The sequence below is a fragment of the Streptomyces sp. CHD11 genome (assembly GCF_018638295.1).
Taxonomy (GTDB): Bacteria; Actinomycetota; Actinomycetes; order Streptomycetales; family Streptomycetaceae; genus Streptomyces.
Genome location: NZ_JABTTS010000005.1, coordinates 206,308 through 231,830, shown reverse-complemented (window position 1 = coordinate 231,830; position 25,523 = coordinate 206,308). Strand labels below are relative to the sequence as shown.

Genomic DNA, 25,523 nt, shown 5'->3' with positions numbered 1-25,523 from the left:
GCCGGCCCGTTCGCATGGGAGCCGGCCGCGGCTCACCGCCTGAGCCGCGCGTTGGTGTGCCGGGTCGGCTCGGCGGCGGCCGGATCCTCCGGCCAGGGATGCCTGGGATAGCGTCCGCGCAGCTCGGCCCGTACGCCCTTGTATCCGTCCCGCCAGAAGGAGGCGAGATCGGCGGTCACGGCGGCAGGCCGCCCCGCCGGGGACAGCAGATGGACCAGCAGCGGCACCCCGGCCACCCGCGGCGACTCCTGGAGCCCGAACATCTCCTGCAGCTTCACCGCGAGCACCGGCCGCTGCGGGTCGGAGTAGTCGATCCGGACCGCGGACCCGCTGGGGACGGTGATCCGTTCGGGCGCGAGTTCGTCGAGCCGGGCGGCCTCGCCGCCGGCCCAGGGGAGCAGCCGCCCGAGCGCCTGCCCGGCGTCGATCCGGGCGAGATCGGCCCGCCGCCGTGCCCGGCTCAGCTCCGGCTCCAGCCACTCCTCCACGCGCCCGTGCAGCGCGCCGTCGGACACATCGGGCCACGGCTCACCGAGCCGCCCGTGCACGAAGGCCAGCCGCTGCCGCAGTACGGCCGCCCCGGCCGGCCACCGCAACAGCCCGAACCCCTCCTCCCGCAGACCGTCCAGCAGCGCGGCCCGTACCAGCACGGGGTCGGCGCCGGTATGCGGCCGTACGGCCAGCTCCACCGCCCCCAGCCGCTCGACCCGCCGCGCGACGACGTCCCCGCCGGCCCAGCGCACCTCCGCGCGGCGCTCCAGCAGCGCACCGGCGGCATGCCGCGCGATCCCCTCGCCGACGACCGCTCCGAGCGCCACACGCGCGTGCCCGCGCCCCACCGGCCGGTCGGCCACGGCGACGGCGAGCCATTCCGCTCCCCGCAACCCGGACCCCGCCCCCACCTCGGCCCGGGTCCCGGACACCATCAGATACGCCCCGCCGTCCCTGCGCGCCACCCGCTCGGGAAAGGCGAGCGCGACCACCACCCCGATCCGGCCGTCCTCCCCGCCGCCCGCCGGGCCCGACACCTCCCACGCGCCTCCCGCGCCGGTATCCGTACCCGCGCCCGTACCCGCGTCCTCCGCCCCGGCCGCGGGATCCACAGCGGACCCGTCACCGTCCCCGGGGCGTGAGGGAGGGTCCGGTGGTGTCGGGTCCGTGGTGTGCGGGGGCTCCGGGACGAGGCGGCGCAGCCGGCGGACCTCTGAGCGCCAGCGGGCGGCGTACGCGTCACCGCCGTGCCGGGCGGTGCGCAGGGCGCCGGCCAGGTCGTCGCCGTAGCCGCGTGGTGGCTCCTCGCCGATCAGGGCGACCACCTCGGCGGCGAGGCCCGCGCCCACCACCGGAGCCGCGTCCAGCAGCGCCCGCCCCAGCCGGGGATGCAGCCCCAGCCGTGACAACCGCACACCGCGCTCCGTGGCACGTCCGCCCGGGTCCACCGCCCCGACGGCCGTCAGGACGGAGCGGGCCGCCGCCATCGCCCCGCCCGGCGGGGGATCCAGCAGCGCCAGGCCGGAGGCGTCCGGATCACCCCAGCAGGCCGCCTGGAGCGCGAACGCCGTCAGATCGGCGACCTTGATCTCCGGGGAGGGGAAGCGCGGCAGCCGCGCGTCCTCCGCCTCCGCCCAGCAGCGGTACACCGCACCCGGCGCCTCACGTCCGGCACGCCCCGCCCGCTGCCGCCCCGCCGCGCGGGACGCCCGTACCGTCGTCAGCGCGCTCAGCCCCCGCGCGTGATCGACCCGCGGCTCCCGGGCGAGACCCGAATCCACGACCGTCCGCACCCCGGGAACCGTCAGCGACGACTCCGCCACGGACGTCGCCAGCACCACCCGGCGCCGCTCGCCGGGCGCCAGTACCGCGTCCTGCACGGCGGCCGGCGCCCGCCCGTGCACCTGGAGCAGATCCACGCCGTCCAGATCCCCGAGCTGCCCGGCCACCCGCGCGATCTCGCCCACTCCGGGCAGGAAGGCCAGCACGTCCCCGTCCCGCTCGGCCAGGACCCGCCGCACCACCGCCGCCACATGCGTCAGCAGCGCCGGATCGACCCGCATGCCGTGCGGCGGCGGCAGCGCACGTGCGGGAGGCGCCCACACCACCTCCACCGGGTACGCGGCACCGCGTGCCCGTACCACCGGCGCGCCCCCCAGCAGCCGCGCCCAGCCCTCCGCGTCCGTGGTCGCCGACGCGGCCACCAGCCGCAGGTCGGGGCGGAGCGTCCCGCGCACGTCCCAGAGGAACGCCGCCGTCGTGTCCGCGTCCAGATGCCGCTCGTGGCACTCGTCGAGCACCACCACATCCGTCCCGGCCAGCTCCTGGTCGCGCTGCAGCCGCTGCAGGAGCACCCCGGTCGTGACGACCTCCACGCGCGTGCGCCGTCCGACCGCCCGCTCCCCGCGCACGGTGAAACCGACGGACTCGCCGACCCGCTCACCCAGCAGCCACGCCATCCGCCGTGCCGCCGCGCGGGCGGCGATCCGCCGTGGCTCGGCGACCACCACCCGCCGCGCGGGGCCCGCTCCGAGCAGCCCCGCCAGGGCCAACGGCACCAGCGTCGTCTTACCTGTCCCGGGCGGCGCCTCCAGCACGGCGGTGCCGTGCGCGTCGAGCGCGTCGGTCAGCCCCGGCAGGGCGTCGCGTACGGGGAGGGCGTCCAGGGCGTCATGACGGAGCACGCGCTCAGTCCCGTACGCACACGAAGATCGCCGTCCCCGGGATCAGCCGGCCGCGCAGCGGGGACCAGCCGCCCCATTCGGAGGTGTTCCACCGCGGCCACTCCGGCTCGACCAGATCCACCAGCCGGAACCCCGAGGCGACGACGTCGCGCACCCGGTCGCCGAGCGTCCGGTGGTGCTCGACGTACACCGCGCGGCCGTCGTCGTCCTGCTCCACGTACGGCGTGCGGTCGAAGTACGAACCGGAGACGCTCAGCCCCTCCGGACCCGGCTCGTCCGGGAACGCCCAGCGGACCGGATGCGTCAGGGAGAACACCAGCCGGCCCCCGGGCCGCAGCACCCGGCGCACCTCGCGCAGCACCACCCGCGGATCGGCGACGAAGGGCAGCGCCCCGTACGCCGAGCAGGCCAGGTCGAAGGAGCCGTCGGCGAACGGCAGCGCGCCCGCGTCGGCGCACACCAGCGGGACCGGCCCGCCGATGCGCAGCGCGTGCTGCAACTGCCGGTGCGAGATGTCCAGGGCCACCGGACGCGCCCCCTGGGCGGCCAGCCAGCGCGAGCACTGCGCCGCGCCGGCGCCCAGTTCCAGGACGTCCCGCCCCTTCAGCTCCTCCTGCGGACCGAGCAGCTCCGCCTCCACCTCGTCCAGGCCCTCGGGACCCCACACGAAGCGGTCGTCGCCGAGGAAGGTGCCGTGCTCGGTCTGGTACTCGTCCGCGTTGCGGTCCCACCAGCCCCGGTTGGCGCGGGTGCTCTCCGCGACGCCGGCCTCCCGCCGGGTCGCTTCCGGTTCGGGTGCTACGGGCTCTTGGATGATCGGCTCCCTCGTCGTACTCTTCCGTCCATCCGGACTCCGGTGTGTCGCGGAAGCGGGTTCTCCGCCCCTGCGTGGCCTCGGATGATGGGACTTGTGCCGGTTATGCGGCGATCTGCCCCGGGTGGGCGGCTTCGCGCATTGACCCTGCCCGGCTGCCCCCGTATGCTACAAGTTGCGCTGCGAGCTTGCGCGCCTCAGACGTAGCAGGCTGCGCTCGCATCTGTTGTATGTCCCCTCGGTTCTCGAGGCGTCATCGCCAGTATCTGGTGGGACGCTTACTTGGCTGTCCGGCTTCTGCAGAGCGAAACGGGCTCCGGCGTAGCAGTACCTACGACTTCAATGTCCGTACCGGAGCCCTTTCCCACATGACGAGCAGCACCGAGACCACCGCCACCACCCCGCAGGTTGCGGTCAACGACATCGGTAACGAGGAAGCATTCCTCGCCGCGATCGACGAGACGATCAAGTACTTCAACGACGGCGACATCGTCGACGGCGTCATCGTGAAGGTCGACCGGGACGAGGTCCTGCTCGACATCGGTTACAAGACCGAAGGTGTCATCCCGAGCCGCGAGCTCTCGATCAAGCACGACGTCGACCCGAACGAGGTCGTCGCCGTCGGTGACGAGATCGAGGCCCTTGTCCTTCAGAAGGAGGACAAGGAAGGCCGCCTGATCCTCTCGAAGAAGCGCGCCCAGTACGAGCGTGCCTGGGGCACCATCGAGAAGATCAAGGAAGAGGACGGCATCGTCACCGGTACCGTCATCGAGGTCGTCAAGGGTGGTCTCATCCTCGACATCGGCCTCCGCGGCTTCCTCCCGGCCTCCCTGGTCGAGATGCGCCGTGTTCGCGACCTCCAGCCCTACGTGGGCAAGGAGCTCGAGGCGAAGATCATCGAGCTGGACAAGAATCGCAACAACGTGGTTCTGTCCCGCCGTGCCTGGCTCGAGCAGACCCAGTCCGAGGTCCGCCAGACCTTCCTCACGACCCTCCAGAAGGGTCAGGTCCGTTCCGGCGTCGTCTCCTCGATCGTCAACTTCGGTGCCTTCGTGGACCTGGGTGGCGTCGACGGTCTGGTTCACGTCTCCGAGCTGTCCTGGAAGCACATCGACCACCCCTCCGAGGTCGTCGAGGTCGGCCAGGAGGTCACGGTCGAGGTCCTCGACGTCGACATGGACCGCGAGCGTGTCTCCCTGTCGCTGAAGGCGACCCAGGAAGACCCGTGGCAGCAGTTCGCCCGTACCCACCAGATCGGCCAGGTCGTGCCCGGCAAGGTCACGAAGCTGGTTCCGTTCGGTGCGTTCGTCCGCGTGGACGAGGGGATCGAGGGTCTGGTCCACATCTCCGAGCTGGCCGAGCGCCACGTGGAGATCCCGGAGCAGGTCGTCCAGGTCAACGACGAGATCTTCGTCAAGGTCATCGACATCGACCTCGAGCGCCGTCGCATCAGCCTCTCGCTGAAGCAGGCCAACGAGGCCTTCGGTGCCGACCCGTCGACGGTCGAGTTCGACCCGACCCTGTACGGCATGGCCGCGTCCTACGACGACCAGGGCAACTACATCTACCCCGAGGGCTTCGACCCCGAGACCAACGACTGGCTCGAGGGCTACGAGACCCAGCGGGAGGCGTGGGAGACCCAGTACGCCGAGGCGCAGTCCCGCTTCGAGCAGCACCAGGCGCAGGTCATCAAGTCCCGCGAGGCGGACGAGAAGGCCGCTGCCGAGGGCACCGACACCGCGGGTGCGGCTCCGGCCGCGTCCGGTGGCGGCGGTGGCGGCGGCGGTTCGTACTCCTCCGAGGGTGGCGACCAGTCCGGCGCGCTGGCCTCGGACGAGGCGCTGGCCGCGCTGCGGGAGAAGCTGGCGGGTGGGCAGAGCTGACGCTCTCCGCTGAGGCTTAGCCGTTGACTGAGGGGCCGTACCTTTCGAGGTGCGGCCCCTCAGTGCTGTCCCGGGGCGGAGCAGCACTGTCCGGGAGTGGGGCAGGCGGATCGCCACAGGGCCGGAGGGGGCTTGTCGCACAGGTCCCGCGCCCCCGACCGGAGAAGTCGCCCCTGATCGGCTCGGGCCCGGGAATGCCGGTGTCGCCGGCCACGTTGTGCTGTACGGACACGAGGAGGAGCGGTCACTGTGCTTGATCCGCAGGGTTTGTACGCATGGGAGCCGAAGGGGCTCGGCGTCGTCGACATGGCGCTGGCCCAGGAGTCGGCCGGACTTGTCATGCTCTACCACTTCGACGGATACATCGACGCGGGGGAGACCGGCGACCAGATCGTCGACCGGCTGCTCGGCGCGCTGCCCCACCAGGTCGTCGCCCGGTTCGACCACGACCGGCTCGTCGACTACCGGGCCCGGCGTCCGCTGCTGACCTTCACCCGCGACCGCTGGAGCGACTACGAGGTCCCCGCCATCGAGGTGCGCCTCGTCCAGGACGCCACCGGGGCACCGTTCCTGCTGCTGTCCGGGCCCGAGCCGGATGTCGAGTGGGAGCGCTTCGCCGCGGCCGTCCAGCAGATCGTGGAACGGCTCGGCGTCCGCCTCTCGGTCAACTTCCACGGCATCCCCATGGGCGTTCCGCACACCCGCCCCGTCGGCATCACCCCGCACGGCAACCGCACCGACCTCGTCCCGGTGACCAGCAGTGTCTTCGACGAGGCGCAGGTGCCCGGCAGCGCCGAGGCGCTGGTCGAGTACCGGCTCATGCAGGCCGGACACGACGTCCTGGGCGTCGCCGCGCACGTGCCGCACTACATCGCCCGTTCCCCTTACCCGGACGCGGCACTGACCGCCCTGGAGACGCTGACGGCCGCCACCGGACTGGTCCTGCCCGGTGTCGCGCACTCCCTGCGCACCGACGCCCACCGCACCCAGACCGAGATCGACCGCCAGATCCGGGAGGGCGACGAGGAACTGACCGCCCTCGTCCAGGGCCTCGAGCACCAGTACGACGCCGCGGCGGGCGCGGAGACCCGGGGCAACATGCTGGCCGAGCCGGCGGAGATCCCCTCGGCGGACGAGATCGGCCGCGAGTTCGAACGTTTCCTGGCGGAACGGGAAGGCGACAGCTGACGCCCTCGGCACACCCGGCGCCGTTCCCGCTCGCCGGTGGCGCGCCGGCGCCCTCCCCGGCGCCGCCCGCCGGACCGGCCTGGCTAGGCTGCTGCCCATGCTGACAGTGGGTCTGACCGGCGGTATCGGGGCCGGCAAGAGTGAGGTGTCGCGGCTGCTCGTCGAGTGCGGGGCAGTCCTGATCGACGCGGACCGCATCGCGCGGGAAGTCGTCGAGCCGGGCACGCCGGGCCTCCGCGCCGTGGTGGACGCCTTCGGTGAGGGGATCCTGGCCGAGGACGGCAGCCTCGACCGGGCCCGGCTGGGCTCGATCGTCTTCGCCGACCCGGAGAGGCTCGCCGTCCTGAACTCGATCGTCCACCCCCTGGTGGAAGCCCGCTCCCGCGAGCTGGAGGAGGCCGCCCCCGAGGACGCGGTCGTCGTGCACGACGTCCCGCTGCTGACCGAGAACGGTCTGGAGTCCCTCTACGACCTCGTGATCGTCGTGGACGCGAGCCCTGCGACCCAGCTCGAGCGGCTCGTGGGCCGGCGCGGCATGACGGAGGAGGACGCACGCGCGCGGATGGGCGCCCAGGCGTCCCGCGAGCAGCGCCGGGCGATCGCCGACATCGTCATCGACAACGACGTACCCCTCGACGAGCTGGCGCAGCGCGTCAAGGACGTGTGGTCCGGGCTGGAGCACCGGGCACGGTCGTCCGGCCCGGAATAGACGGCTTCCGGCGGGGCGTTGAACGTGCTGAGTGAGGGAAGGATTCCGCCGTGCCCGAGATCAGTGGTCCGACCGGACGTACGCCTCAGACGCATGTCATCGACTTCCGTGCCGCCGAACAGCTGCTCGCCTCCCGTGACCCGAAGGGCGCGGTGAAGCTGCTGGACGGCGTGATCGACGTCCACCCGGAGAACACCGCCGCGCGCCTGCTGCGGGCTCGCGCCTTCTTCGCGGCGGCCCAGCTGCGGCCCGCCGAGCTGGAGTTCTCCCTGGTCCTGGAGCGCGAGCCGGACAACGCCTTCGCCCACTTCGCCCTCGCCCGCACCTATCAGCGGCAGAACCGCCCGCACCCGGCCAGGCGCCACTTCCGGCTGGCGGCCGCCCTGGACCCCAATCCGGAGTACCTGAAGGCGGCCCGCTTCGACGCGTGACGGCTCAGGCGCGTGACGGCTTCGGCGCCTGACGGCGACGCGCCCGGCTACGGACGTCGCTCCGGCGGTTCGTAGGGAGGGATGTCCGGGCCGGGCTGGTAGCGCGGCCCGTGGCGGATGTGCCGGACGACGACGATCAGGTCGACCGTGATCAGCAGCCACAGCGCCCCGCAGGCCACCGCCCAGCCGGGATGTCCGGCGAGCGCGAACGCCACCGTCCCGGCCGCCGCCCAGACCACACCCCACACGCTCAGCCAGAACCGCATCCGCAGAGCACTGCGGGCGGTCACCGGTTCACTGCCCGTACGCATCGACCTCACCACCACTCTCGCCCGCCACCTGCGGTTTTCCCTGTCCGAGTGCCCGGAACAGGCCGGTTCACCACCCGCCGGAAGAGACCGGCACTCACTCGAACGGGTGAACCTGCAGGAGGTGGGAACGGGCGTGCGGAAAGGGTCCGTTGGACGGACATGGAGCTGAGAAGGCGTGACGGGTACGGAGGGACGGGGCCGGGGGCGATCACCCCGGACGGCTGTGCGGTGGAGCTCTACTCGCGGCTCACCGTCGGGGACGAGCCGGACATCGTCGCCGGCGCGGTGCCGACGGGAGCACGCCTGCTGGAGCTGGGCAGCGGTGTGGGACGGATGACCCACGCGCTGCTGGAGCGGGGGTTCGACGTCACCGCGGTGGACGAGTCCGCAGAGATGCTCGAGCGGGTGCGCGGGGCGCGGACGATATGCGGCCCGATAGAGGGACTCGACGCGGGCGAGACGTTCGACGTGGTCCTGCTGGCGTCCTTCCTGGTGCACGCGGGGGATGTGGAGGTGCGGCGGGGCCTGCTGCGCACCTGCGTGCGACATCTGGCCGAGGGCGGCTGTGTGCTGATCCAGCGGGAGGGCGAGGACCACCACACGGATGTGCCGCGCGAGCGGAAGGACCCGTCCGGCGGCACCATACGGATCGTGTCGGCGGAGCCGGTGGGCGACGGGGTCGACTCGGTGCACGTGGAGTACGTGTTCCCGGACGCGGTCTGGACCCAGACGTTCCGAGCCCGGCCGCTGACGCGGCAGCAGTTCGAGGAGGCACTGGGGGAGGAGGGACTGAGGGTGGACCGGTATCTGACGGCGGACAGGACATGGGTGCGGGCGGTGCCCACGGCCGGCGGATGACGGCGGAATGGCCCCCGCGCGCGATGAGTTCGGGGGAGGGCGTCGGTCTACCTCTGTGACAGCACCACGGACCGCATCCCACAGGAGACCCCCGTGCCCGAGACCTCCGCTCCCGTCACGACTTCCGTCCCTTCCAGGACCGTTGTCGCCGAGTCGGCGACAGCCCGTGGGCGGCGGGCCCGTACCGCCCTGCGCGGACTGCAGATCCTGCTCGCCCTCTTCTACGCGGTCGCGAGCGCGCTGCCCAAGCTGATCGCGCACTCCTCGGCGGCCGGTCCCTTCGACGAGATGGGCTGGGGCAGCACGGGCATGTACGCCATCGGCCTCCTCGAACTCGCCGGAGCGATCGGCCTGCTGGTGCCGGTGCTCCAGTCCGCGGCGGCGACCGGTCTGGCCGCGCTGATGGTGGGCGCCTTCGTCACGCAGATCACAGTCCTCGACGGGGAGAACGCGGCGACACCGGTCGTCCTGATCGTGCCGCTCGTCCTCATCGCCTGGGCCCGCCGGGACCACAACAAGGACCTGCTGCGACTGCTGCGGCACCGGAGCTGAGGCCCGCCGGGCAGTGGGGACCCTTGCCCCGGTCAGGGCCGTGTCGCGGAGGCACACCTCCCCGTCCCCGTCCTCCCGGGCCGGGGCCTCTCCTCAGGGCCCCGAACCCCCGAAGCGGCCCGGTGCCCGTCTCCGCGGGGCCTGATGCGGTGTGCACGACGAGCGTCCGGTCAGGTGGGGCGCACGCTGGCGGTGCGCGTGCCGAACACCGGGGCGGGCGCCGTCGGCGGCCGTGCCTGCGGGTGGACGCGGCCCGACGGGGTGCCGGTCATACGGCGACCTTCCGGTCAGGCGGGGCGCGCGCCGCCGGAGCGTCTGCCGCGGGACCTGCGGCCCCCGTCGTCGGCCCGGCCTCCGGCTCCGCCACCCTCCCCGGCCGTGTCCGGCGCCCGGCCGCGACCACCGCCCGCGCCAGGCGCTCGGCGGTCATCGGTTCCCCCGCGGCCACCGGCATCCCGGGAAGCGGCGCCCAGGCCGCCGGGCCCGTCCGTCACACCACTCCCGCGGGGCGGCCCGGCGGTTCGGCCGGGCGCCCCGGCACCGAATCCGCCCAGTCCGCGCAGGCGTTCCAGCTCGCGGCGGTCACGCTTGGTCGGACGGCCGGTGCCGCGGTCGCGGATTCCGGCCGGGGCGACGGCGTCGCGGGGCGGGGGCGGCGGGGAGTTGTCGAGGTAGCACTGGACCGCGACCGGCGCGCCCACCCGCTTGCGGATCAGCCGTTTGACGACGACGACCCGTTCCCGGGTCTCGGCCCGCAGCCGCACCTCGTCACCGACCCGGACGGAGTGCGAGGGCTTCACCCGCTCGCCGTTCACCCGGACATGTCCGCCCCGGCAGGCGGCGGCACCGAGAGAGCGGGTCTTCACCAGCCGCACCGACCAGATCCAGCTGTCGATGCGCACGGACTCACCGCTCCCCGGTCCGGCCGCCTCGGCGGCGGCCACGGCGGCAGCGTTCTCGGGGTTCTCGGCACTCTCGGAAGCCATGCTCCCGACCTTAGTCTCCGGAGCCGGCCGGTGACGCGGGGATTTCCCGGCCGGCCCGGCCTCTACCGTGGAGTGATGGACCCCAGTGGCCTCTCCCTGCTCGATCAGCGCATCGCCGGCTGCCGTGCCTGCCCCCGGCTCGTCGACTGGCGTGAGGAGGTGGCCCGTACCAAGCGGGCCGCGTTCGCGGACTGGACGTACTGGGGCAGGCCGGTGCCAGGATTCGGGCCGCCGGACGCCCGGCTGCTGATCATCGGACTGGCGCCCGCGGCCCACGGCGGGAACCGTACGGGGCGGATGTTCACCGGGGACCGCTCCGGAGACGTCCTGTACCGGGCGCTGTACGACGTGGGGCTGGCCTCGCAGCCGGGCTCCGCCCACGTCGGCGACGGACTGGAACTGTACGGAGTGCGCGTCACCTCGCCCGTGCACTGCGCCCCGCCCGCCAACAAGCCCACCCCCGGGGAGCGGGACGCCTGCCGGCCCTGGCTGGTGCGGGAGCTGCGCCTGTTGCGGCCGACGGTCCGGGCCGCACTCGTCCTCGGTGCCTTCGGGTGGCAGGCGGCGCTGCCGGCCCTCGCCGGGGCGGGGTGGACCGTCCCGCGGCCCCGGCCCGCCTTCGCCCACGGCGCCCACACCGCACTGGACGCCCCCGACGGCCCCGGCCTCCACCTCTTCGGCTGCTTCCACGTCAGCCAGCGCAACACCTTCACCGGCCGGCTCACCCCGGAGATGCTCAGGGAGGCACTGCGCACGGCGGCCGCCACGGCGGGACTGGAGACGGCGTAAAGGGGAGGTGCGGACCCGGCCGGTGCCACTACGGTGCCCCGATGGGCAGATACCCGGAGATCGAACCGTACGACCACGGCATGCTCGACGTCGGTGACGGCAACCACGTGTACTGGGAGACCAGCGGAAATCCGCACGGCAAGCCCGCCGTGGTGCTGCACGGCGGGCCCGGCTCCACGGCCGGTCCGGGCCTGCGGCGCTACTTCGACCCGGCCGCCTACCGGATCGTCCTGCTCGACCAGCGCGGCGCCGGACGGTCACTGCCCTCCGCGAGCGACCCCGCCACCGACATGAGCGTGAACACGACCGCCCACCTCGTCGCGGACCTGGAACTGCTGCGCGCCCACCTGGGCATCGAGCGATGGCTGGTGTGGGGCGTGTCGTGGGGGTCGGCCCTGGGCCTGCGGTACGCGCAGACCCACCCGGCAGTCGTGTCCGAACTGGTTCTCACCGGCGTCGCCACCGGATCGAACGCCGAAGTGGCCCTGCTGACCCGGGGGCTGGGCACGTTCTTCCCCGAGGCCCACGAGCGTTTTCTCGCCGCACTGCCCGCCGGCGCACGCGAGGGCAATCTGGCCGCCGCTTTCAACGGGCTGCTGGAGTCGCCCGACCCGGGGGTCAGGGAGCGCGCCGCCCGTGCCTGGACCGACTGGGAGACGGCGATCGTCCCCGCCCCACCGGGCTCGGTCGAACGCTTCCACGACCCACAGTTCCGTCTGGGCTTCGCCCGTACCGTCACGCACTACTGGGGCAACGGCCACTTCCTCGGCGGGGCCGAGGGCGAAGGCAGGGACGACGGCGAGGGTGTCGTCCTCGGCGACGCCCACCTCCTGAAGGGCGTCCCCGGAACCCTGGTCCAGGGCAGTCTCGACGTCGGCAACCTCCTCGGCATCGTCTGGCGGCTGCACCACGCCTGGCCCGACAGCGAACTGGTGATCGTGGACGGGACCGGTCATGACGCGGGGGCGGCCGGCGACGAGGCACTGGTGGCGGCGACGGACCGGTACGCCCGCCCCCGCACACCCGACTCCCGGTCCCGTCCCTGACGTCCCACGACCGGTGACGTCGCTACGGCCGCCACACGTACCGCACGTCCGGCTCCCGTTCCTCGTTGGCGGAGCCGTCCGTGCACTCCACGGCCGCGAACCCGTGGCGCTCGTAGAAGCGGTGCGCGGGGGCGTTGACCTGGAAGGTCCACAGGGACAGCCCTCCGGGTCTGCGCTCCTTGGCCAGGGTGACGAACCGGTCACCGATCCCGCGTCCGCGCCACCCGGGGGCGAGGTACAGCTGCTCCAGCTCCTCACCCTCCAGCACCAGCACACCGACGACGCCGGCCCCCGCCGCCCCGGCCACCCACGTCTCACGCAGGGGCACCAGAACATGCCGGAAGTACTCCCGCACCTCGTCGTCGGACCGGGGCCGGACCACGTCCGGCAGCGCTGCGGCGAAGGACCGCAGCCACACCCCGGCCGCGGCCCCCGCATCGGAGGCGACGGCCCGGCGCAGGACCACCGTCCGCTCCGTGGCCGTCACGAGCCGGCCGGGTCGGGTACGACCGCCGTCGCCGTGATCTCCACGAGCTGCCCGGTGTAGCCGAGGCAGGCCACACCGATCAGGGTCGACGCGTGGGGTCCGCTGCTCAGCCCGGAGGTCTCGACGACCTCCCACACGGCGGAGAGCGTGGCGGGCTCGGCGCTCACGACGTACACATCCGTCGCCACGACGTGCTCCAGGCCGCTGCCCACCGCCCGCAGCTGTTCGCCGAGGTTGGCGATCACCTGCCGGGCCTGCCGCACCGGATCCCCCTCGCCGGCCAGCTTCCCGTCCGCGTCCAGCGGGACCGACCCGGCGAGGAACGCCAGCCTGGTGCCGGCCTCGACGACGGAGGCGTGGGAGTAGGCGGGCGGCGGGAACAGGGAGGGCACGGTGACACGCTGGATCACGGGAACTCCTGGAGAGGTGGACGGCCGGCGTCGCCGATCGTCCACCACCCTGGCCGTTGCCGCATCCGGATTTCGCCCGCCGGGGCCCGCCGGGCGGCCGTGTCACGGGCGCAGGATCACCTTCGTGTAGCCCTCGATCCGCTTGTCGAACTTGTCGTACGCCGACGGTGCCTCATCCAACGGCAGTTCATGGGAGACGACGAAGCTGGGCGCGGCCCGTCCCTCGATGATCATGTCGCGCAGCTGCCGGTTGTAGCGCTTCACGTTGCACTGCCCCGTGCCCAGTTTCAGCCCCTTCTCGAAGAGCTTGCCGACCGCGACGAGGAGCATGCCCTGCTTGGACTGCTCGTCGGGGGCGCCGGGGTCGGAGGGGACGTAGAGCCCGGGGACGCCGAGCATCCCGGTGGCCCGGACCGTACGGATCAGGGAGTTCAGGACGGTCGCCGGTTCCTCGCGGTCGGTGTCCGTGCCGCCCGCCGACGCCTGGTAACCGACCGCGTCGACGCCCTTGTCGGTGCCCAGGCCCTCGGTCTGCTCGTGGATCTGCTCGACCGGGTCGCCCTCGGCGAAGTTGATGGGCACCGCGCCGATCTCCTCGGCCTTCTGCAGCCGCTCGGGGACCCGGTCCACGACGAACACCTTCCTCGCGCCGCGCAGCAGCGCCGAGTAGGCGGCCATGAGACCGACCGGGCCCGCGCCGTACACCGTGACGCTCTCGCCGGGGCGGACCTGGGCGAGTTCACAGCCGTGGTAGCCCGTCGGGAAGATGTCGGCGAGCAGGATGAAGTCGTTCTCGTGTTCCTTTCCCGGCGGCAGTTTCAGGCAGTTGAAGTCGGCGTAGGGAACGCGCAGATACTCCGCCTGACCGCCCTTCCAGGGGCCCATGGCGACATAGCCGTAGGCGCCGCCGGGGAAGCCGGGGTTGACGGTCAGACAGTAACCGGTGAACCCCTCCACGCAGTTGGTGCAGAACCCGCAGGCGACGTTGAAGGGCATGACCACGCGGTCGCCCTCCTTGAGCGAGGTGACGCCCGAGCCGACCTCAGCGATGGTCCCCATGTTCTCGTGACCGAACGTGATGCCGGGCTCGGCGGCAGTACGGCCCTCGTACATGTGCAGGTCGGAGCCGCAGATCGCGGTCGAGGTGACGCGTACGATCACGTCGTTCGGATGCTGAATGGTGGGATTGTCGACGTCCTCGACCGCGACCTCGAACGGTCCCTTGTACACGACGGCCTTCATGTCTACGACCTCCACTCGATGGCATACGTGTCCGGTGGCGCGCCTCTCCCCGATGTTCCGCGTGACCGATATCTCATGATTCTCCGGTCTGTCCCTCGAGGCAAGCCGGTAATGTCCGCACACAGGTCGTCCGCAGGCACGCCGGGAATCCGGGAGTCCGGGATCCGGGGAGCGCCGGAGGGCGGCGTGAGTGACGAGAAGCCGAGACCGACGAGACCGACGAGAAGCGGAGAGGGGTCGACATGGCGGCGCAAAGACTGGGAACCCTGCTTGTCCCCGTGCCCGGGCTGTCCGGTACCACCTACCCGCCGGGGACGACGGTGACGGTCCGTGGTCGGGGTGCGGCGGTCGACGGCTTCGTGAACGGCGACTGGCTGCCGCTGTCGTGGTGGGAGTTCTCCGACGGCCTTCGCGAGGACATCTCCGACCGCTGACCACGGTGTCCGGCGCCTGCCGGCGACCGCGGACACCGTGAATCGCGGATACCGCGGGGACCGTCACCTGCCGGTCAGGCCCTGTCCGGGCCCGCGGATCCCTCCCGGGACACCGTCAGTCGTCGTCGACCTTGACCCAGTCCAGGGTGCGCTCCACCGCCCGCTTCCAGTCCTGGTAGCCCTGTCGGCGCCGCTCCTCGCTCCACTCGGGGCTCCAGCGCTTCGACTCCTGCCAGTGGGTGCGCAGCTCGTCGGTGTCCCGCCAGAAGCCGACGGCGAGCCCGGCGGCGTAGGCGGCGCCCAGTGCGGTGGTCTCGGCGACCACGGGACGGCTGACCGGTACTCCCAGCACATCGGCCTGGATCTGCATGCACAGATCGTTCGCGGTGACGCCGCCGTCGACCTTGAGCACGTCCAGGTGCACACCCGAGTCCTTCTCCATGGCCTCGACCACGTCGCGGCTCTGGTAGCAGATCGCCTCCAGCGTGGCCCGTGCGATGTGCCCCCCGGTGTTGTACCGGGCCAGGCCCACCATGGCGCCGCGGGCGTCGGAACGCCAGTACGGGGCGAACAGGCCGGAGAAGGCCGGGACGAAGTACATCCCGCCGTTGTCCTCCACCGAACGGGCCAGCTGCTCGCTGTCCGGGGCACTCCCGATGATCTTCAACTGGTCGCGCAGCCACTGCACGGCCGCGCCGGTGACGGCGATCGACCCCTCCAGTGCGTAGACCGCGGGACTGCCCGCGAACTGGTACGCCACCGTCGTCAGCAGACCGCTGCGCGAACGCACCAGCTCCTCGCCGGTGTTGAGCACCAGGAAGTTGCCGGTGCCGTAGGTGTTCTTGGCCTCGCCGGGGGAGAAGCAGACCTGGCCCACGGTCGCCGCGTGCTGGTCGCCGAGTACGCCGGTGATCGGGACGGCGGCGCTCAGCGGCCGGGAGGTACGGGCATGCCCGTACGCCTCGGCGTCGGACGAGGCGTGGATCTCGGGCAGCATGGACCGCGGGATGCCGAAGATGCCCAGCAGCTCGTCGTCCCAGTCCAGGGTCTCGAGATTCATCAGCATGGTGCGGCTGGCGTTGGTCACGTCGGTGGCGTGCACACCGCCGTTCGGTCCGCCGGTGAGGTTCCACAGCACCCAGGCGTCGGTGTTGCCGAACAGGGCGTGGCCCGCCTCGGCGGCCTCCCGCAGCCCGTCCACGTTCTCCAGCATCCACTTGATCTTGCCGCCGGAGAAGTAGGTGGCCGGCGGCAGACCGGCCTTGTGACGGATGACGTCGCCATGGCCGTCGCGTTCGAGGGCGGTGGCGATACGGTCCGTGCGGGTGTCCTGCCAGACGATCGCGTTGTGGTACGGGCGACCGGTGCGCGGGTCCCAGACCACCGTCGTCTCACGCTGGTTGGTGATGCCGATGGTCCGCAGATCGGTGGCCGCCAGGCCTCCGTCGCGCAGGGCGTTCTGGATCACCGTGTTGGTGCGCTCCCAGATCTCCACCGGGTCGTGCTCGACCCAGCCGGACCGCGGCAGGATCTGCTGGTGCTCGAGCTGGTGCTTCGCCACCTCGTTCCCGGCGTGGTCGAAGATCATGAATCGGGTGCTGGTGGTTCCCTGGTCCACCGCGCCGACGAATTCGGGCATTGCTGCCACCTCTCCTGGTGTGACGACAGGGCCTGGGGATCTACGGTTCCTCGGTGGCGGGGCCTTCCTCCTGCGCTCCTGCCCTGGCGGTGATCACGGGCTTGATGATCAGGTCGTAGACGAGGACGCCGGCGACTCCGCCGATGAGCGGGCCGACGATGGGGATCCACCAATAGCCGCTGAACCATCCGAATGTACCCGGCAGGGCGATGTCGCCCCAGCCCTCGAAATAGGTGAACAGCCGGGGTCCGAAATCTCGCGCGGGATTGATGGCGTATCCGGCATTGGTGCCGAAGGTCAGCCCGATCGCGACGACCACCAGTCCGATGAGGAACGGGTGGAGATTCGACAGCGGAGCCACGTTGCGCATGTCGATGAGGGAGCAGATCAGCAGCAGCAGGATCCCGGTTCCCACGATCTGGTCGAGGAGCGGTCCCCACCAGGAATCACCGAAGTATTCGGCGGGGAAGGTGGCGAAGATGGAGTAGGTCGCCAGTGACTCGTCCCGTGCGAGTTCCGCCTTGGCGTCGGCCGCGTCGATGGCCCACCGGTAGCAGGCGTACACGAGTGCGGCGGCGACGAAGGCGCCCACGACCTGGGCCAGCCAGTACGGCAGGACCTTCCGCCAGGGGAAGTCCCTGCGGACGGCGAAGGCCAGTGTCACCGCCGGATTGATGTGGGCTCCGCTGATGCCGCCGGCCACATAGACGCCGAAGACGACGGCGAGACCCCATCCCCATGCGATGATGAGCCAGTTCGCCGGCCCGAATTCCACGAATTGCCGCCCTGAACCGGGCAGGCCGACGACGGCGACAGCCACCGATCCCACGCCCAGCAGAATCAGGACGAACGTACCCAGGAATTCGGCAAGCATATCGCCGCCGACGCCTTCTTTGTAACCACGGCGACGTGGTGCTGCAACGCGTTCAGCCATCGGTTCTCCTCGGCGGGAATGGCGCGGGCCTTTCCTCCCCCTACCGGGAAGCGTAGATCGAACACGGTGACCGGGCGCGCGGGGAGCGGTATTTCCTTCCAACGGCCCAATGTCCCCGTCGGGCGGAGCCGTCGCTGCCCGGGGACGACGACGCCCGGTGCTGCGGTGCTGCGGTGCTGCGGTGCTGCGGTGCTGCGGTGCTCGGATCGCCCCGCGGGGCGTGATGACGGGTCAACCCGGTGGCCGGGCCCGTGGAGAAGGGACGCCGGAGGGGCGGCGGGACTGCCGCGGCCTCCGGCGCCAAGCGGCTCGCGGCCGGCCTCGTCACCTCCCGGAAACACCGCCGTTCGCTTTCCTTCCACGGACCCGCCTACCGTGGTGATCACCTTCCCCACGGCCCGGTCACCGTCGCCCGCGAGCACGCTCCCCGACACGTCGACTGGAGACCCGTGATCCGCCCCCGCCCCGCCCCGCCACCATGGCTCGCCCACGCCCTGCGCGCCCAGCGCGGACCCGTCCCGTGGAGCGCGGTCACCCGGGGCGCGCTGGGCGGCGGCCCTCTCCTGCTCGCCGCGGTCCTCGCCGGGCGGCCCACGCTCGGCGTCGTCGCCGCCATCGGTGCCATGTTCGCCGGGATCAACGACCGGCCCGGCAGCCGGCGCGCCGCTGTCGGACGGATCGGCGGGCCCGCGCTCGCCGGAGCGGCCGGACTGGCACTGGGGACCTACACCGGTGACCACCTCCCCGCCGTGCCGCTCACCCTGCTGCTGACCGCGCTCGGCCTGGCCGCCGGAGCCGTCAGCGCGGCGGGGCCGGTGGGCTCCTCCGCCGGTACCCAGGTGCTGGTCGGTGCCGCCGTCGGGGCCGGCATGCCGTTGCCGGAGCCGGGATGGCAGCGGGCCCTCGCCCTTCTCGCCGGGGCGGGGTGGCTGCTGCTTCTGCGGCTGGCGATGCCGGAAGCGCAGGCCGGGAACCTCCGGTCGGGCTTCCGGCTCGACTTCCGGTTCGACGGTGAACGGGCCGCCGTGGCCGGGGTGTACGACGCCGTCGCCGGGCTTCTCGACGCCGCCGGTACGGACACCGCCACCGCACACCGCGCCGCGCTCACCGCCGCCCTCGACCAGGCGCAGGACGCCCTGGCAGGGCCCAGACTGCGGCGGTACGCCTCCACCGTCACGGAACGCCGGCTGCACGCCCGGTACGCCGCCGCCCTCCCGCTCGCCGAGGCCGCGACCGCACTGGCCTGGGCGGGGGATCCCGTACCGCCTCGCGCCTCCGAAGGACCCCGCCGTCTCGCCGCCGCCGTACGCGGCGGCACCCCCACCGGGCCGCTGCCCGCCCCCTCCCGGACCGTCCCCGCACTGCGCGCCCTCGACGACGCGCTGCTGCGGGCCGCCGAGGTCTTCGACCGGGGCGAGGGCGGCGACCTGCACAGCCGCAAGCGGTTCCGGACCGCCCGGCTGCGGACCGTTCTCGGTGCCCGCGGCCGCGAGTACGGCATGCGGGTCGCCCTGGGCTTCGGGGTGAGCGCCGCCCTCGCCCAGGTGCTCCATCACGCCCGCTGGTACGGGCAGCACGAACACTGGTACTGGCTGCCCGCCACCGCCGTCTTCCTCGTCAAGCCGGACCTCGGACCGCTTGCCTCCCGGGTCCTGTCCCGGGCCGCCGGAACCGTCCTCGGGGCGCTGCTGTTCGCCGGGTTCGCCGCGGTGCTGCCCCGGCCGGACGGGCTCGTCGCGCTGGTCGTGATCAGCGGGGCGCTGCTCCCGGTGGCCGCCCGGCACTTCGGCGCGCAGACCGCCGTCGTCACCGTGCTCGTGCTCGCCCTGGTCATGGCCGGGGGTGAACCGCAGGCCTCGGTCGCCCGCATCGGTGAGACGCTGCTGGCCTGCGCCGTCGTCCTGGTCGTCGGTCATCTTCCGATGCCGGGACAGCGCGGCGGCGCCATCCGCGCCCGACTGGCCGAAGCGGGCGCCGCGGCGCAGGTGTACCTCGACCATGTGCTCGCCGCGTCCGGCACCGGCGCGGCCCGCGACCGCGGGGCCCACAACCGCGAGGTCCGCGACCGCGAGGTCCGGTGGGCGCTGCGCCGCGAGGCCTACCGCACCCTCGCCGAAGCCCGTACGGCCATCGCTCTCGCCTCCGCCGAACTGCCCGCGCTGGCCCGGCACGCGGACGGCGCCGACGGCATCGCCGCCACCCTCGAACTGCTCGTCGACACCACCACCGCCTGCGCCGTCCACCTCGACGACACCGGCCGCCTCGACCCCCGGCAACTGGCGCGGCTCGCCGGACTGCGGGACGAACTCGCCCGGCGCCACGGCACCGTGCGACTCCACCTGCCGGACCTGCGCCTCGCCGGATGACTCCGATGGCCCGTACGGCCGGGATCGGGCCGCGGTCCCGCACCCGCCACCGTCACCCGGCGGTCCGGGCGTCGGGCGGGCCGGGGGAAGTCCGGCCGGTCAGGCCACCCGCACCCATACCGGTGCGTGGTCCGACCCCGCCGCCCCACGCCGCTCCCCGGGGTCCTGCCCGACCGACGGCAGCCGCGGCGCGGCCTCGTCCGGCAGTCCCGTACCCGCCACCGTCACCCGGCGTACCAGCCGATGGCTGAGCAGCACATGGTCGATCAGTTCCCGGCGTCCGGCGCTGATCCGGGAGTAGCGGCGGTCGGCCGGGATCAGCGGGGCCACGTCCCACAGCCGGACCGCGTCGCCGTTGTCCGGCCGGTCGTGGCCCGGTGTGCCGATCTCCGACCCCGGCGGGCCGAGCAGGATCTGCGTGGTCGCCGCCTGTACCTCGTCGTTGAGGTCGCCGAGCACCGCCACGTCCCGGTCCCGTCCGTCGCCGCCGAGCAACTCGTCCGCGAGGGCGCGCAGGGTCGCCGCCTCCGCCGCCCGCCGGTACAGGGCGTAGGCGCCGTAGCGGGCCCGTTCGCCCTCGTCACGCGGATGGAAACGGCCGTTCGGATACGACAGCAGCTTCGACTTGAGGTGACACACCGCCACCCGCAACGGCCCCTGCTCGCCGTCCACCTCCACCGCGAGGAGGCCCCGGCCCGCCCTGTCGGCGGCCGGTCCGGCGTCGTCCGCCTGCACCGGGCGCAGCTTCGCGGGGAACGCCGCCGTGTCGGCGACCACCGCCGGCTCCGTGCGGCTCAGGAAGCCGACACGTATGCCCCGGCCGTCCGCGTGTTCCGAGAGGGCGATGTGCCAGTCGTCGTCCAGCATCGCGGCCAGGTCCTCCAGCGCGCCGGGGTCGCCGACCTCCTGCACACCGAGCAGCACCGGATCGAGCTCCGTGATCACGGCGGCGAGCGCGGCCAGTTTCGACTCGTACGCGGCCTGGTCCCCGGGCCCGAAGGGGCCGCCGGGCCGGTAGAGGTTCTCCAGATTCCAGGTGCCGAGGAGCATGCCGGGCCCCTTTCAGCCGTGGGCGGGCTCATGGTGAGGCCAGGGTGCGCGCCCGGCCCGCCCCGCGACAGAGCCGCGACGGGATGTCGCGGTTCGGCTCACTCAGGGTCAGGAAGGAGTCGTACGTTGACGTGATGACGCCTTCTGCCGTGGAGAGTCCCGCCGGGCTCATCATCACCGGATGTACCGTCCTCACGCACGACGATCAAGAACGGATCGGCTTCACCGAGAACGCGGCCGTCGTCGTACGTGACGGGGTGGTGGAGGAAGTGACGACCGCCGAGGCCGTCGCCGGGCGGGCGGCCGACGAGTGGATCGACGGCCGGGGGCAGATCGCGCTCCCCGGTCTGATCAACTGTCATACACATGCTCCGATGGTGTCCCTGCGCGGTCTCGCCGAGGACCTGCCGACCGAGGAATGGTTCAACGACGTCATCTGGCCGGTGGAGTCCAACCTCACCGAGCGGGACGTCGAACTGGGCGCGCGGCTCGCCTGCGCGGAGATGATCCGGGCCGGCGTCACCTGCTTCGCCGACCACTACTTCTCCATGGACACGGTCGCCGCCGTGGTCGCCGAGTGCGGGATGCGGGCGCTGCTGGGAGAGGCGTACTTCTCCTCCCAGGGTGTGCGCGGGCGCGAGCGGTCACTGGAGTTCGCGCTGCGGCACCGGGGCGCGGCCGGCGGCCGGATCACCACCGCGCTCGCCCCGCACGCCCCCTACACCGTGGACGACGCCGACCTCACCGCCACGGCGGCGCTGGCCCGCGAGCACGGGCTGCCCGTGCATCTGCACGCCGCCGAGAACCGCGACCAGACCGAGGCCTCCCTCGCCCGGCACGGTGTCACCCCGATCGGGGTCCTCTCCCGCACCGGCATCCTGGACACGGACGTGCTCATCGCGCACGGCACCGGCATCATCGAGGACGACCTGCCGCTGCTGGAGCGGGCGGAGGGCCGGACGGCCGTGGCGACGGCGCCCCGCGGGTACCTCAAGTTCGCCTGGCCCGGCACCACACCGGTGCGGGCGCTGCGGGACATCGGCATCCCGGTCGGGCTCGCCACGGACGGGGCCGCCTCCAACAACTCCCTCGACGTGTGGGAGACGATGGCGCTCATCTCCCTGATCCAGAAGTCGGCGGAGGGCGACCCGCGTTGGCTGACCTCCCGTCAGGCCCTGCACCACGCTTCACTGCAGAGTGCCCGCGCGGTCGGGCTCGGCGGGAGCGCCGGCAGCATCGCGCCCGGCCGCCGCGCCGATCTCGTCCTCGTCGACCTGACCGGCCCGCACACACAGCCCGTGCACGACCTCGCCGCGACCCTGGTGCACAGCGCCCGTGCCGCCGACGTCCGCACGACCGTCGTCGACGGCCGGACCCTCATGCGGGACCGGGAACTGCTCACGATCGATGTCGCCGAGGTGGTGGAGGAACTGGGGGAGCGGCTGCCGGCGCTGGTCGACCGGAGCCACGGCCGGCGGATCCAGGAGTACGGCGCCTGAGATTCCCCGGGCGCCGGCGGTGCGTTCCGCACGGCCCGGGAGCCACCGTCCGCAACAGGACCGTCGCCCACGGGAGAGACGTGTCGGCTCCGGGCATCGCCTCGCGCGCCGAGTGGCACGCGGCGCGCGAGGAACAACCGATCAAGGACCAGGCGGTCACCCACGCGCGGGACACGCCGAGCGCCGAGCGGCGCCGGCTGCCCATGATCCGGGGCGACCGGGAGGGCGGGTCGGCCTCCGGGTACCCGGCGTGGGCGGAACGGCCCGCTGTCACGACGAGTACGACGACTGGTACGCCCCGGGCGACAGCGAGGTAGCGGCGAGTGCCGAGCGAGCGCCGGACGGGCGGTACCACGCGTGTGAGAGGCGATACGGAGGGTGACGGATTACTCCGTAAAGTCGAGATCCCGCTCACACTTGGCGGTGAACGGGTGTCAACTACGTCTCAGTACCGTCACCGGACGAGGCGTTCACCCCATGGTTGGCGTTTAACTCTACGAGTACAGCGCTACATGGAGGTGGCAGGGTGAACGGGCGAACAGTGCTCGAACGCTTTCCCGCAGGTGGACCGCGCGGCTCGTGGCCGGCGGAGGAGTTCGCGCACGCGCGGCGCCTTGAGGGACTGCCCGCCGAGGTTGTCATGGACCTCGCGACCGACATGTTTCTGGTGATCGTCCGCGCGGACGGCGGCGTGGCCGATGTGACGGTGTGAGCGGGCGCCGGAGGGCGCGCGGTCCGGCGGGGGCAGCTACGGGCTGTTACGCGGTGACCGGGCGGGACCAGGCGGGGGCGGTTCCCGTCAGACGGCAGACGGCCAGATAGAGCGGTATCGGCGGCGTGTAGGGGAGCGTGCCGTCGGGGCGGTGGATCAGGCCGGGCAGGCCGGGGGCCTCGGTGTCGGGGAGGAGCGCGCCGGCCGCGTAGTGCGCGGGGGCGGGCCAGTCCAGGGCGTAGTCGGAGTCGGACGGGACCAGCCACCACCAGTGCGCCTCATCGGCGTAGACGCACCCCACCCGGGGCAGCCGGGGCAGCACCATCGGGCCGAAGCGGGCGGGTACGGCCACGGCGTCACAGCCCATGGGGGCCGTCATGCCCTCGGGAACCGGCAGGCGCCGGGAAGCGGCTCGGGGGTCCTGTCCGCGCCGGAGGCGGACCAGCGAGTCCAGGCTCAGCACGCGGGTGCCGGCCGGGCCCGTCACGCCGGCCCTCCGTCCCGGTGGCCGGCCTCGTCGGTGTCACCCTGACCGCCGCCCTCCGGGGCGTCGGGCGAACCGGGCTTCGGGCGGGCGCCCCAGCCCAGGTCGTTATGGGGGCCGACCGGTTCGCGGGGGGTGTCCGCCCGGTGGGAGAGATCGGCCCAGACCAGCAGCCCGGGGCCCTGCTCGTGGGCGCCCCAGGAGTGGCACAGGGCGTCGACGAGGAGCAGTCCCCTGCCGTGCTCCTCCTCCGGCCGCTGCCGGGTGTTGGCGCGCGGTCTGTCCGGCGCGCAGCCCTCGTCCCGCACGGCTATGCGCACCAGATCGCCGCCGTCATGGAGCTCGCAGACGATATGACTGCTCGCGGTGTGCACGATGGCGTTGGTGACGAGTTCGGAGACGACCAGTTCCGCCGTGTCGCAGGTGTCCTCGCATACCGACCAGCCGGTCAGCCGTGCCCTGGTCAGGCGTCTGGCCTGAGCCGGGGAGCCCGGATGAGCGGCCAGCTCGAAGCGGAACCGGCGCTCGGCGGCGGCCCCCGAAGGGGCGGGTGCCGAGGCGGTGCCGAGGCCGATGGAACCTGCGGCGGCGTCTGTTCCTAAGGGCGCGGACGGAATCACGCTTGCCACTATCGCCCCGCCGTGAACACTTGGCAAGTGTCACTCTGAAAAATGCAGAGTGCTGTGTGACGGTCTGGACAGTCGTGGCACACTGCACGCAACAGCATCTCGCGCGGCGCCAGTTGGGATCGCCGAAGACTCATTCGAACGAAAGTTCGTTTTTAATGAGTCTTCGAAAGGATCTTCGAATGGCGCCGCCGGGCTGTCAGGATCTGTTCGAGGGAGGTGGAGTGTGAGCGAACCGCGGTCCGCGCCGACGGTGGGCCAGGTCGTCCTCGGCCGGCGTCTGCTGGACCTGCGGGAACGGGCGGGACTCAAGCGCGAGGAGGCTGCCCGTATCCTCCGGGTCGCCCCCGCCACCGTGCGCCGCATGGAGATGGCCGAGGTCGGCCTCAAGATTCCGTACCTCCAGCTCCTGCTGAAGGCGTACGGCGTCTCCGACGACGAATCCGACGCCTTCGTGCAGCTGGCGGAGGACGCCAACCGCCCCGGTTGGTGGCAGCGCTTCCATGACATCCTGCCCGGCTGGTTCTCGATGTACGTCAGCCTGGAGGGTGCCGCCTCCCTCATCCGCAGTTACGAACCCCATTTCGTCCCCGGAGTGCTTCAGACCGAGGACTACGCGCGCGGCGTGCTGCGCTCCGGTGCCATAGGGCAGACCCGGCCCGAGGACATCGAGCGCCACGTCGACCTGCGCATGCAGCGGCAGGAACTGCTCACCCGCAAGGACGCGCCCCGACTGTGGGTCGTGATGGACGAGACCGTGCTCCGCCGCCAGGTCGGCGGCCCGGAGGTGATGCGTGCGCAGATCGACAAACTGCTCGAGGCCACGAAGCTGTCCCATGTGACGCTGCAGGTCGCGACCTTCGCCGGCGGGCCGCATCCCGGCACGTATGGGCCGTTCGTGCTGTTCCGATTTGCCATGCCCGAACTGCCGGACATGGTCTACAGCGAGTACCTGACCGGCGCCGTCTACCTGGACGCGCGCACCGAGGTGGCGACCCACCTGGAGGTCATGGACCGCATGGCGGCGCAGGCCGCTTCGGCACATCGCACGAAGGAGATCCTCCGGGATCTCCGCAAGGAGCTGTAAATGGAACTCATCAGGTCCCGGAAATCCCCGTCCTCGTCGCGGGTCCGCACCGAGCGGATCTACAACGGCATGCCCGCGCGGGAGCTGGGCAGCGAGGGCTGGCACAAGCCGTGGAGCGGCGGCAACGGAGGGAACTGCCTGGAGGCGATGAAACTCGACGACGGCCGGATCGCCGTACGTCAGTCCACCGATCCGGATGGTCCCGCGCTCATCTACACCTCCGCGGAGATGACGGCCTTCATCGAGGGAGCGAAGGCGGGAGAGGCGGATTTTCTGCTGTCGTGACACCCGTTGCCCCCTCTACCTTTGCG

The 25,523-nt window shown here is 72.4% G+C and carries 27 protein-coding genes; 15 read left to right on the top strand and 12 right to left on the bottom strand.

The window, feature by feature from the left end; translation table 11 throughout:
* Positions 1–32 precede the first annotated feature (32 nt).
* Positions 33–2,675, bottom strand: coding sequence for an ATP-dependent RNA helicase (locus HTV45_RS07705; protein WP_215204877.1), 2,643 nt, complete (start codon positions 2,673–2,675; stop codon positions 33–35).
* 4 nt (positions 2,676–2,679) lie between these two features.
* Positions 2,680–3,492 (bottom strand): class I SAM-dependent methyltransferase, encoded by an 813-nt coding sequence (locus HTV45_RS07700; protein WP_215204897.1) that lies wholly within the window; start codon positions 3,490–3,492, stop codon positions 2,680–2,682.
* Positions 3,493–3,857: 365 nt separating this feature from the next.
* Between HTV45_RS07700 and rpsA the strand changes: the two genes are divergently transcribed.
* From rpsA to HTV45_RS07680, 4 genes are all read left to right on the top strand, one after another.
* Positions 3,858–5,372, top strand: a complete 1,515-nt coding sequence (gene rpsA, locus HTV45_RS07695; protein ID WP_215204876.1) for a 30S ribosomal protein S1 — start codon at positions 3,858–3,860, stop codon at positions 5,370–5,372.
* Between the two features lie 249 nt (positions 5,373–5,621).
* Positions 5,622–6,560, top strand: coding sequence for a PAC2 family protein (locus HTV45_RS07690; protein WP_215204875.1), 939 nt, complete (start codon positions 5,622–5,624; stop codon positions 6,558–6,560).
* 97 nt (positions 6,561–6,657) lie between these two features.
* Positions 6,658–7,269, top strand: a complete 612-nt coding sequence (gene coaE, locus HTV45_RS07685) for a dephospho-CoA kinase (RefSeq protein WP_215204874.1) — start codon at positions 6,658–6,660, stop codon at positions 7,267–7,269.
* 50 nt (positions 7,270–7,319) lie between these two features.
* Positions 7,320–7,700, top strand: coding sequence for a tetratricopeptide repeat protein (locus tag HTV45_RS07680; protein ID WP_215204873.1), 381 nt, complete (start codon positions 7,320–7,322; stop codon positions 7,698–7,700).
* A 47-nt stretch (positions 7,701–7,747) separates the two neighbouring features.
* Here the strand turns inward: HTV45_RS07680 and HTV45_RS07675 are convergent, their stop codons facing one another.
* Entirely contained in the window at positions 7,748–8,011 is a 264-nt protein-coding gene (locus HTV45_RS07675) for a DUF6343 family protein (protein ID WP_215204872.1), read from the bottom strand.
* 159 nt (positions 8,012–8,170) lie between these two features.
* Here HTV45_RS07675 and HTV45_RS07670 point away from each other — a divergent pair, with 159 nt between their 5' ends.
* Together HTV45_RS07670 and HTV45_RS07665 are read left to right on the top strand one after the other, a co-directional pair.
* Complete coding sequence (locus HTV45_RS07670) at positions 8,171–8,869, top strand: bifunctional 2-polyprenyl-6-hydroxyphenol methylase/3-demethylubiquinol 3-O-methyltransferase UbiG (RefSeq protein WP_215204871.1); 699 nt, start codon at positions 8,171–8,173, stop codon at positions 8,867–8,869.
* Between the two features lie 93 nt (positions 8,870–8,962).
* Positions 8,963–9,421: a DoxX family protein gene (locus tag HTV45_RS07665; protein WP_215204870.1), complete on the top strand. Its 459-nt coding sequence runs from the start codon at positions 8,963–8,965 to the stop codon at positions 9,419–9,421.
* A 287-nt stretch (positions 9,422–9,708) separates the two neighbouring features.
* On the opposite strand, the gene HTV45_RS07660 is transcribed toward HTV45_RS07665, so the two are convergent.
* The gene (locus HTV45_RS07660) at positions 9,709–10,407 is read right to left on the bottom strand and encodes an RNA-binding S4 domain-containing protein (protein ID WP_215204869.1); all 699 of its coding nucleotides are present in this window, start codon (positions 10,405–10,407) and stop codon (positions 9,709–9,711) included.
* A 75-nt stretch (positions 10,408–10,482) separates the two neighbouring features.
* Between HTV45_RS07660 and HTV45_RS07655 the strand changes: the two genes are divergently transcribed.
* Both HTV45_RS07655 and pip read left to right on the top strand, forming a co-directional pair.
* Positions 10,483–11,196, top strand: coding sequence for a uracil-DNA glycosylase (locus tag HTV45_RS07655; protein WP_215204868.1), 714 nt, complete (start codon positions 10,483–10,485; stop codon positions 11,194–11,196).
* Between the two features lie 41 nt (positions 11,197–11,237).
* A complete protein-coding gene (gene pip, locus HTV45_RS07650) occupies positions 11,238–12,242 on the top strand; it encodes a prolyl aminopeptidase (RefSeq protein ID WP_215204867.1) in 1,005 nt (334 codons plus the stop codon).
* Between the two features lie 22 nt (positions 12,243–12,264).
* On the opposite strand, the gene HTV45_RS07645 is transcribed toward pip, so the two are convergent.
* From HTV45_RS07645 to HTV45_RS07635, 3 genes are all read right to left on the bottom strand, one after another.
* Positions 12,265–12,729 (bottom strand): GNAT family N-acetyltransferase, encoded by a 465-nt coding sequence (locus tag HTV45_RS07645; protein WP_215204866.1) that lies wholly within the window; start codon positions 12,727–12,729, stop codon positions 12,265–12,267.
* Positions 12,726–13,139 (bottom strand): RidA family protein, encoded by a 414-nt coding sequence (locus tag HTV45_RS07640; protein WP_215204865.1) that lies wholly within the window; start codon positions 13,137–13,139, stop codon positions 12,726–12,728. Before HTV45_RS07640 ends, HTV45_RS07645 begins: the two co-directional genes overlap by 4 nt.
* 102 nt (positions 13,140–13,241) lie before the next feature.
* Positions 13,242–14,381: a glutathione-independent formaldehyde dehydrogenase gene (locus HTV45_RS07635; RefSeq protein ID WP_215204864.1), complete on the bottom strand. Its 1,140-nt coding sequence runs from the start codon at positions 14,379–14,381 to the stop codon at positions 13,242–13,244.
* Between the two features lie 242 nt (positions 14,382–14,623).
* On the opposite strand from HTV45_RS07635, the gene HTV45_RS07630 reads away from it, so the two are divergent.
* Complete coding sequence (locus HTV45_RS07630; protein ID WP_215204863.1) at positions 14,624–14,815, top strand: hypothetical protein; 192 nt, start codon at positions 14,624–14,626, stop codon at positions 14,813–14,815.
* 115 nt (positions 14,816–14,930) lie between these two features.
* On the opposite strand, the gene glpK is transcribed toward HTV45_RS07630, so the two are convergent.
* Entirely contained in the window at positions 14,931–16,454 is a 1,524-nt protein-coding gene (glpK, locus tag HTV45_RS07625; RefSeq protein ID WP_215204862.1) for a glycerol kinase GlpK, read from the bottom strand.
* A gap of 40 nt (positions 16,455–16,494) precedes the next feature.
* Complete coding sequence (locus HTV45_RS07620) at positions 16,495–17,328, bottom strand: MIP/aquaporin family protein (RefSeq protein ID WP_251691552.1); 834 nt, start codon at positions 17,326–17,328, stop codon at positions 16,495–16,497.
* A 509-nt stretch (positions 17,329–17,837) separates the two neighbouring features.
* Here HTV45_RS07620 and HTV45_RS07615 point away from each other — a divergent pair.
* Positions 17,838–19,754 (top strand): FUSC family protein, encoded by a 1,917-nt coding sequence (locus HTV45_RS07615; RefSeq protein WP_215204860.1) that lies wholly within the window; start codon positions 17,838–17,840, stop codon positions 19,752–19,754.
* A gap of 99 nt (positions 19,755–19,853) precedes the next feature.
* Here HTV45_RS07615 and HTV45_RS07610 read toward each other — a convergent pair whose 3' ends face one another.
* Positions 19,854–20,804: an endonuclease/exonuclease/phosphatase family protein gene (locus HTV45_RS07610; RefSeq protein WP_215204859.1), complete on the bottom strand. Its 951-nt coding sequence runs from the start codon at positions 20,802–20,804 to the stop codon at positions 19,854–19,856.
* Positions 20,805–20,938: 134 nt separating this feature from the next.
* On the opposite strand from HTV45_RS07610, the gene HTV45_RS07605 reads away from it, so the two are divergent.
* The 3 genes from HTV45_RS07605 to HTV45_RS07595 all read left to right on the top strand — a co-directional run bounded on the left by HTV45_RS07605 (position 20,939) and on the right by HTV45_RS07595 (position 23,015).
* Positions 20,939–22,303, top strand: coding sequence for an amidohydrolase (locus HTV45_RS07605; protein ID WP_215204858.1), 1,365 nt, complete (start codon positions 20,939–20,941; stop codon positions 22,301–22,303).
* Positions 22,304–22,383: 80 nt separating this feature from the next.
* Positions 22,384–22,620, top strand: a complete 237-nt coding sequence (locus HTV45_RS07600; RefSeq protein ID WP_215204857.1) for a DUF899 family protein — start codon at positions 22,384–22,386, stop codon at positions 22,618–22,620.
* 209 nt (positions 22,621–22,829) lie between these two features.
* Entirely contained in the window at positions 22,830–23,015 is a 186-nt protein-coding gene (locus HTV45_RS07595; RefSeq protein ID WP_215204856.1) for a hypothetical protein, read from the top strand.
* 46 nt (positions 23,016–23,061) lie between these two features.
* Here HTV45_RS07595 and HTV45_RS07590 read toward each other — a convergent pair whose 3' ends face one another.
* Together HTV45_RS07590 and HTV45_RS07585 are read right to left on the bottom strand one after the other, a co-directional pair.
* Entirely contained in the window at positions 23,062–23,502 is a 441-nt protein-coding gene (locus HTV45_RS07590) for a hypothetical protein (RefSeq protein ID WP_215204855.1), read from the bottom strand.
* Positions 23,499–24,128, bottom strand: coding sequence for an ATP-binding protein (locus HTV45_RS07585; RefSeq protein ID WP_215204854.1), 630 nt, complete (start codon positions 24,126–24,128; stop codon positions 23,499–23,501). Before HTV45_RS07585 ends, HTV45_RS07590 begins: the two co-directional genes overlap by 4 nt.
* A gap of 223 nt (positions 24,129–24,351) precedes the next feature.
* Here HTV45_RS07585 and HTV45_RS07580 point away from each other — a divergent pair, with 223 nt between their 5' ends.
* Positions 24,352–25,212, top strand: a complete 861-nt coding sequence (locus HTV45_RS07580; protein WP_215204853.1) for a helix-turn-helix transcriptional regulator — start codon at positions 24,352–24,354, stop codon at positions 25,210–25,212.
* A complete protein-coding gene (locus HTV45_RS07575; RefSeq protein ID WP_215204852.1) occupies positions 25,213–25,497 on the top strand; it encodes a DUF397 domain-containing protein in 285 nt (94 codons plus the stop codon).
* Positions 25,498–25,523: the final 26 nt, after the last annotated feature.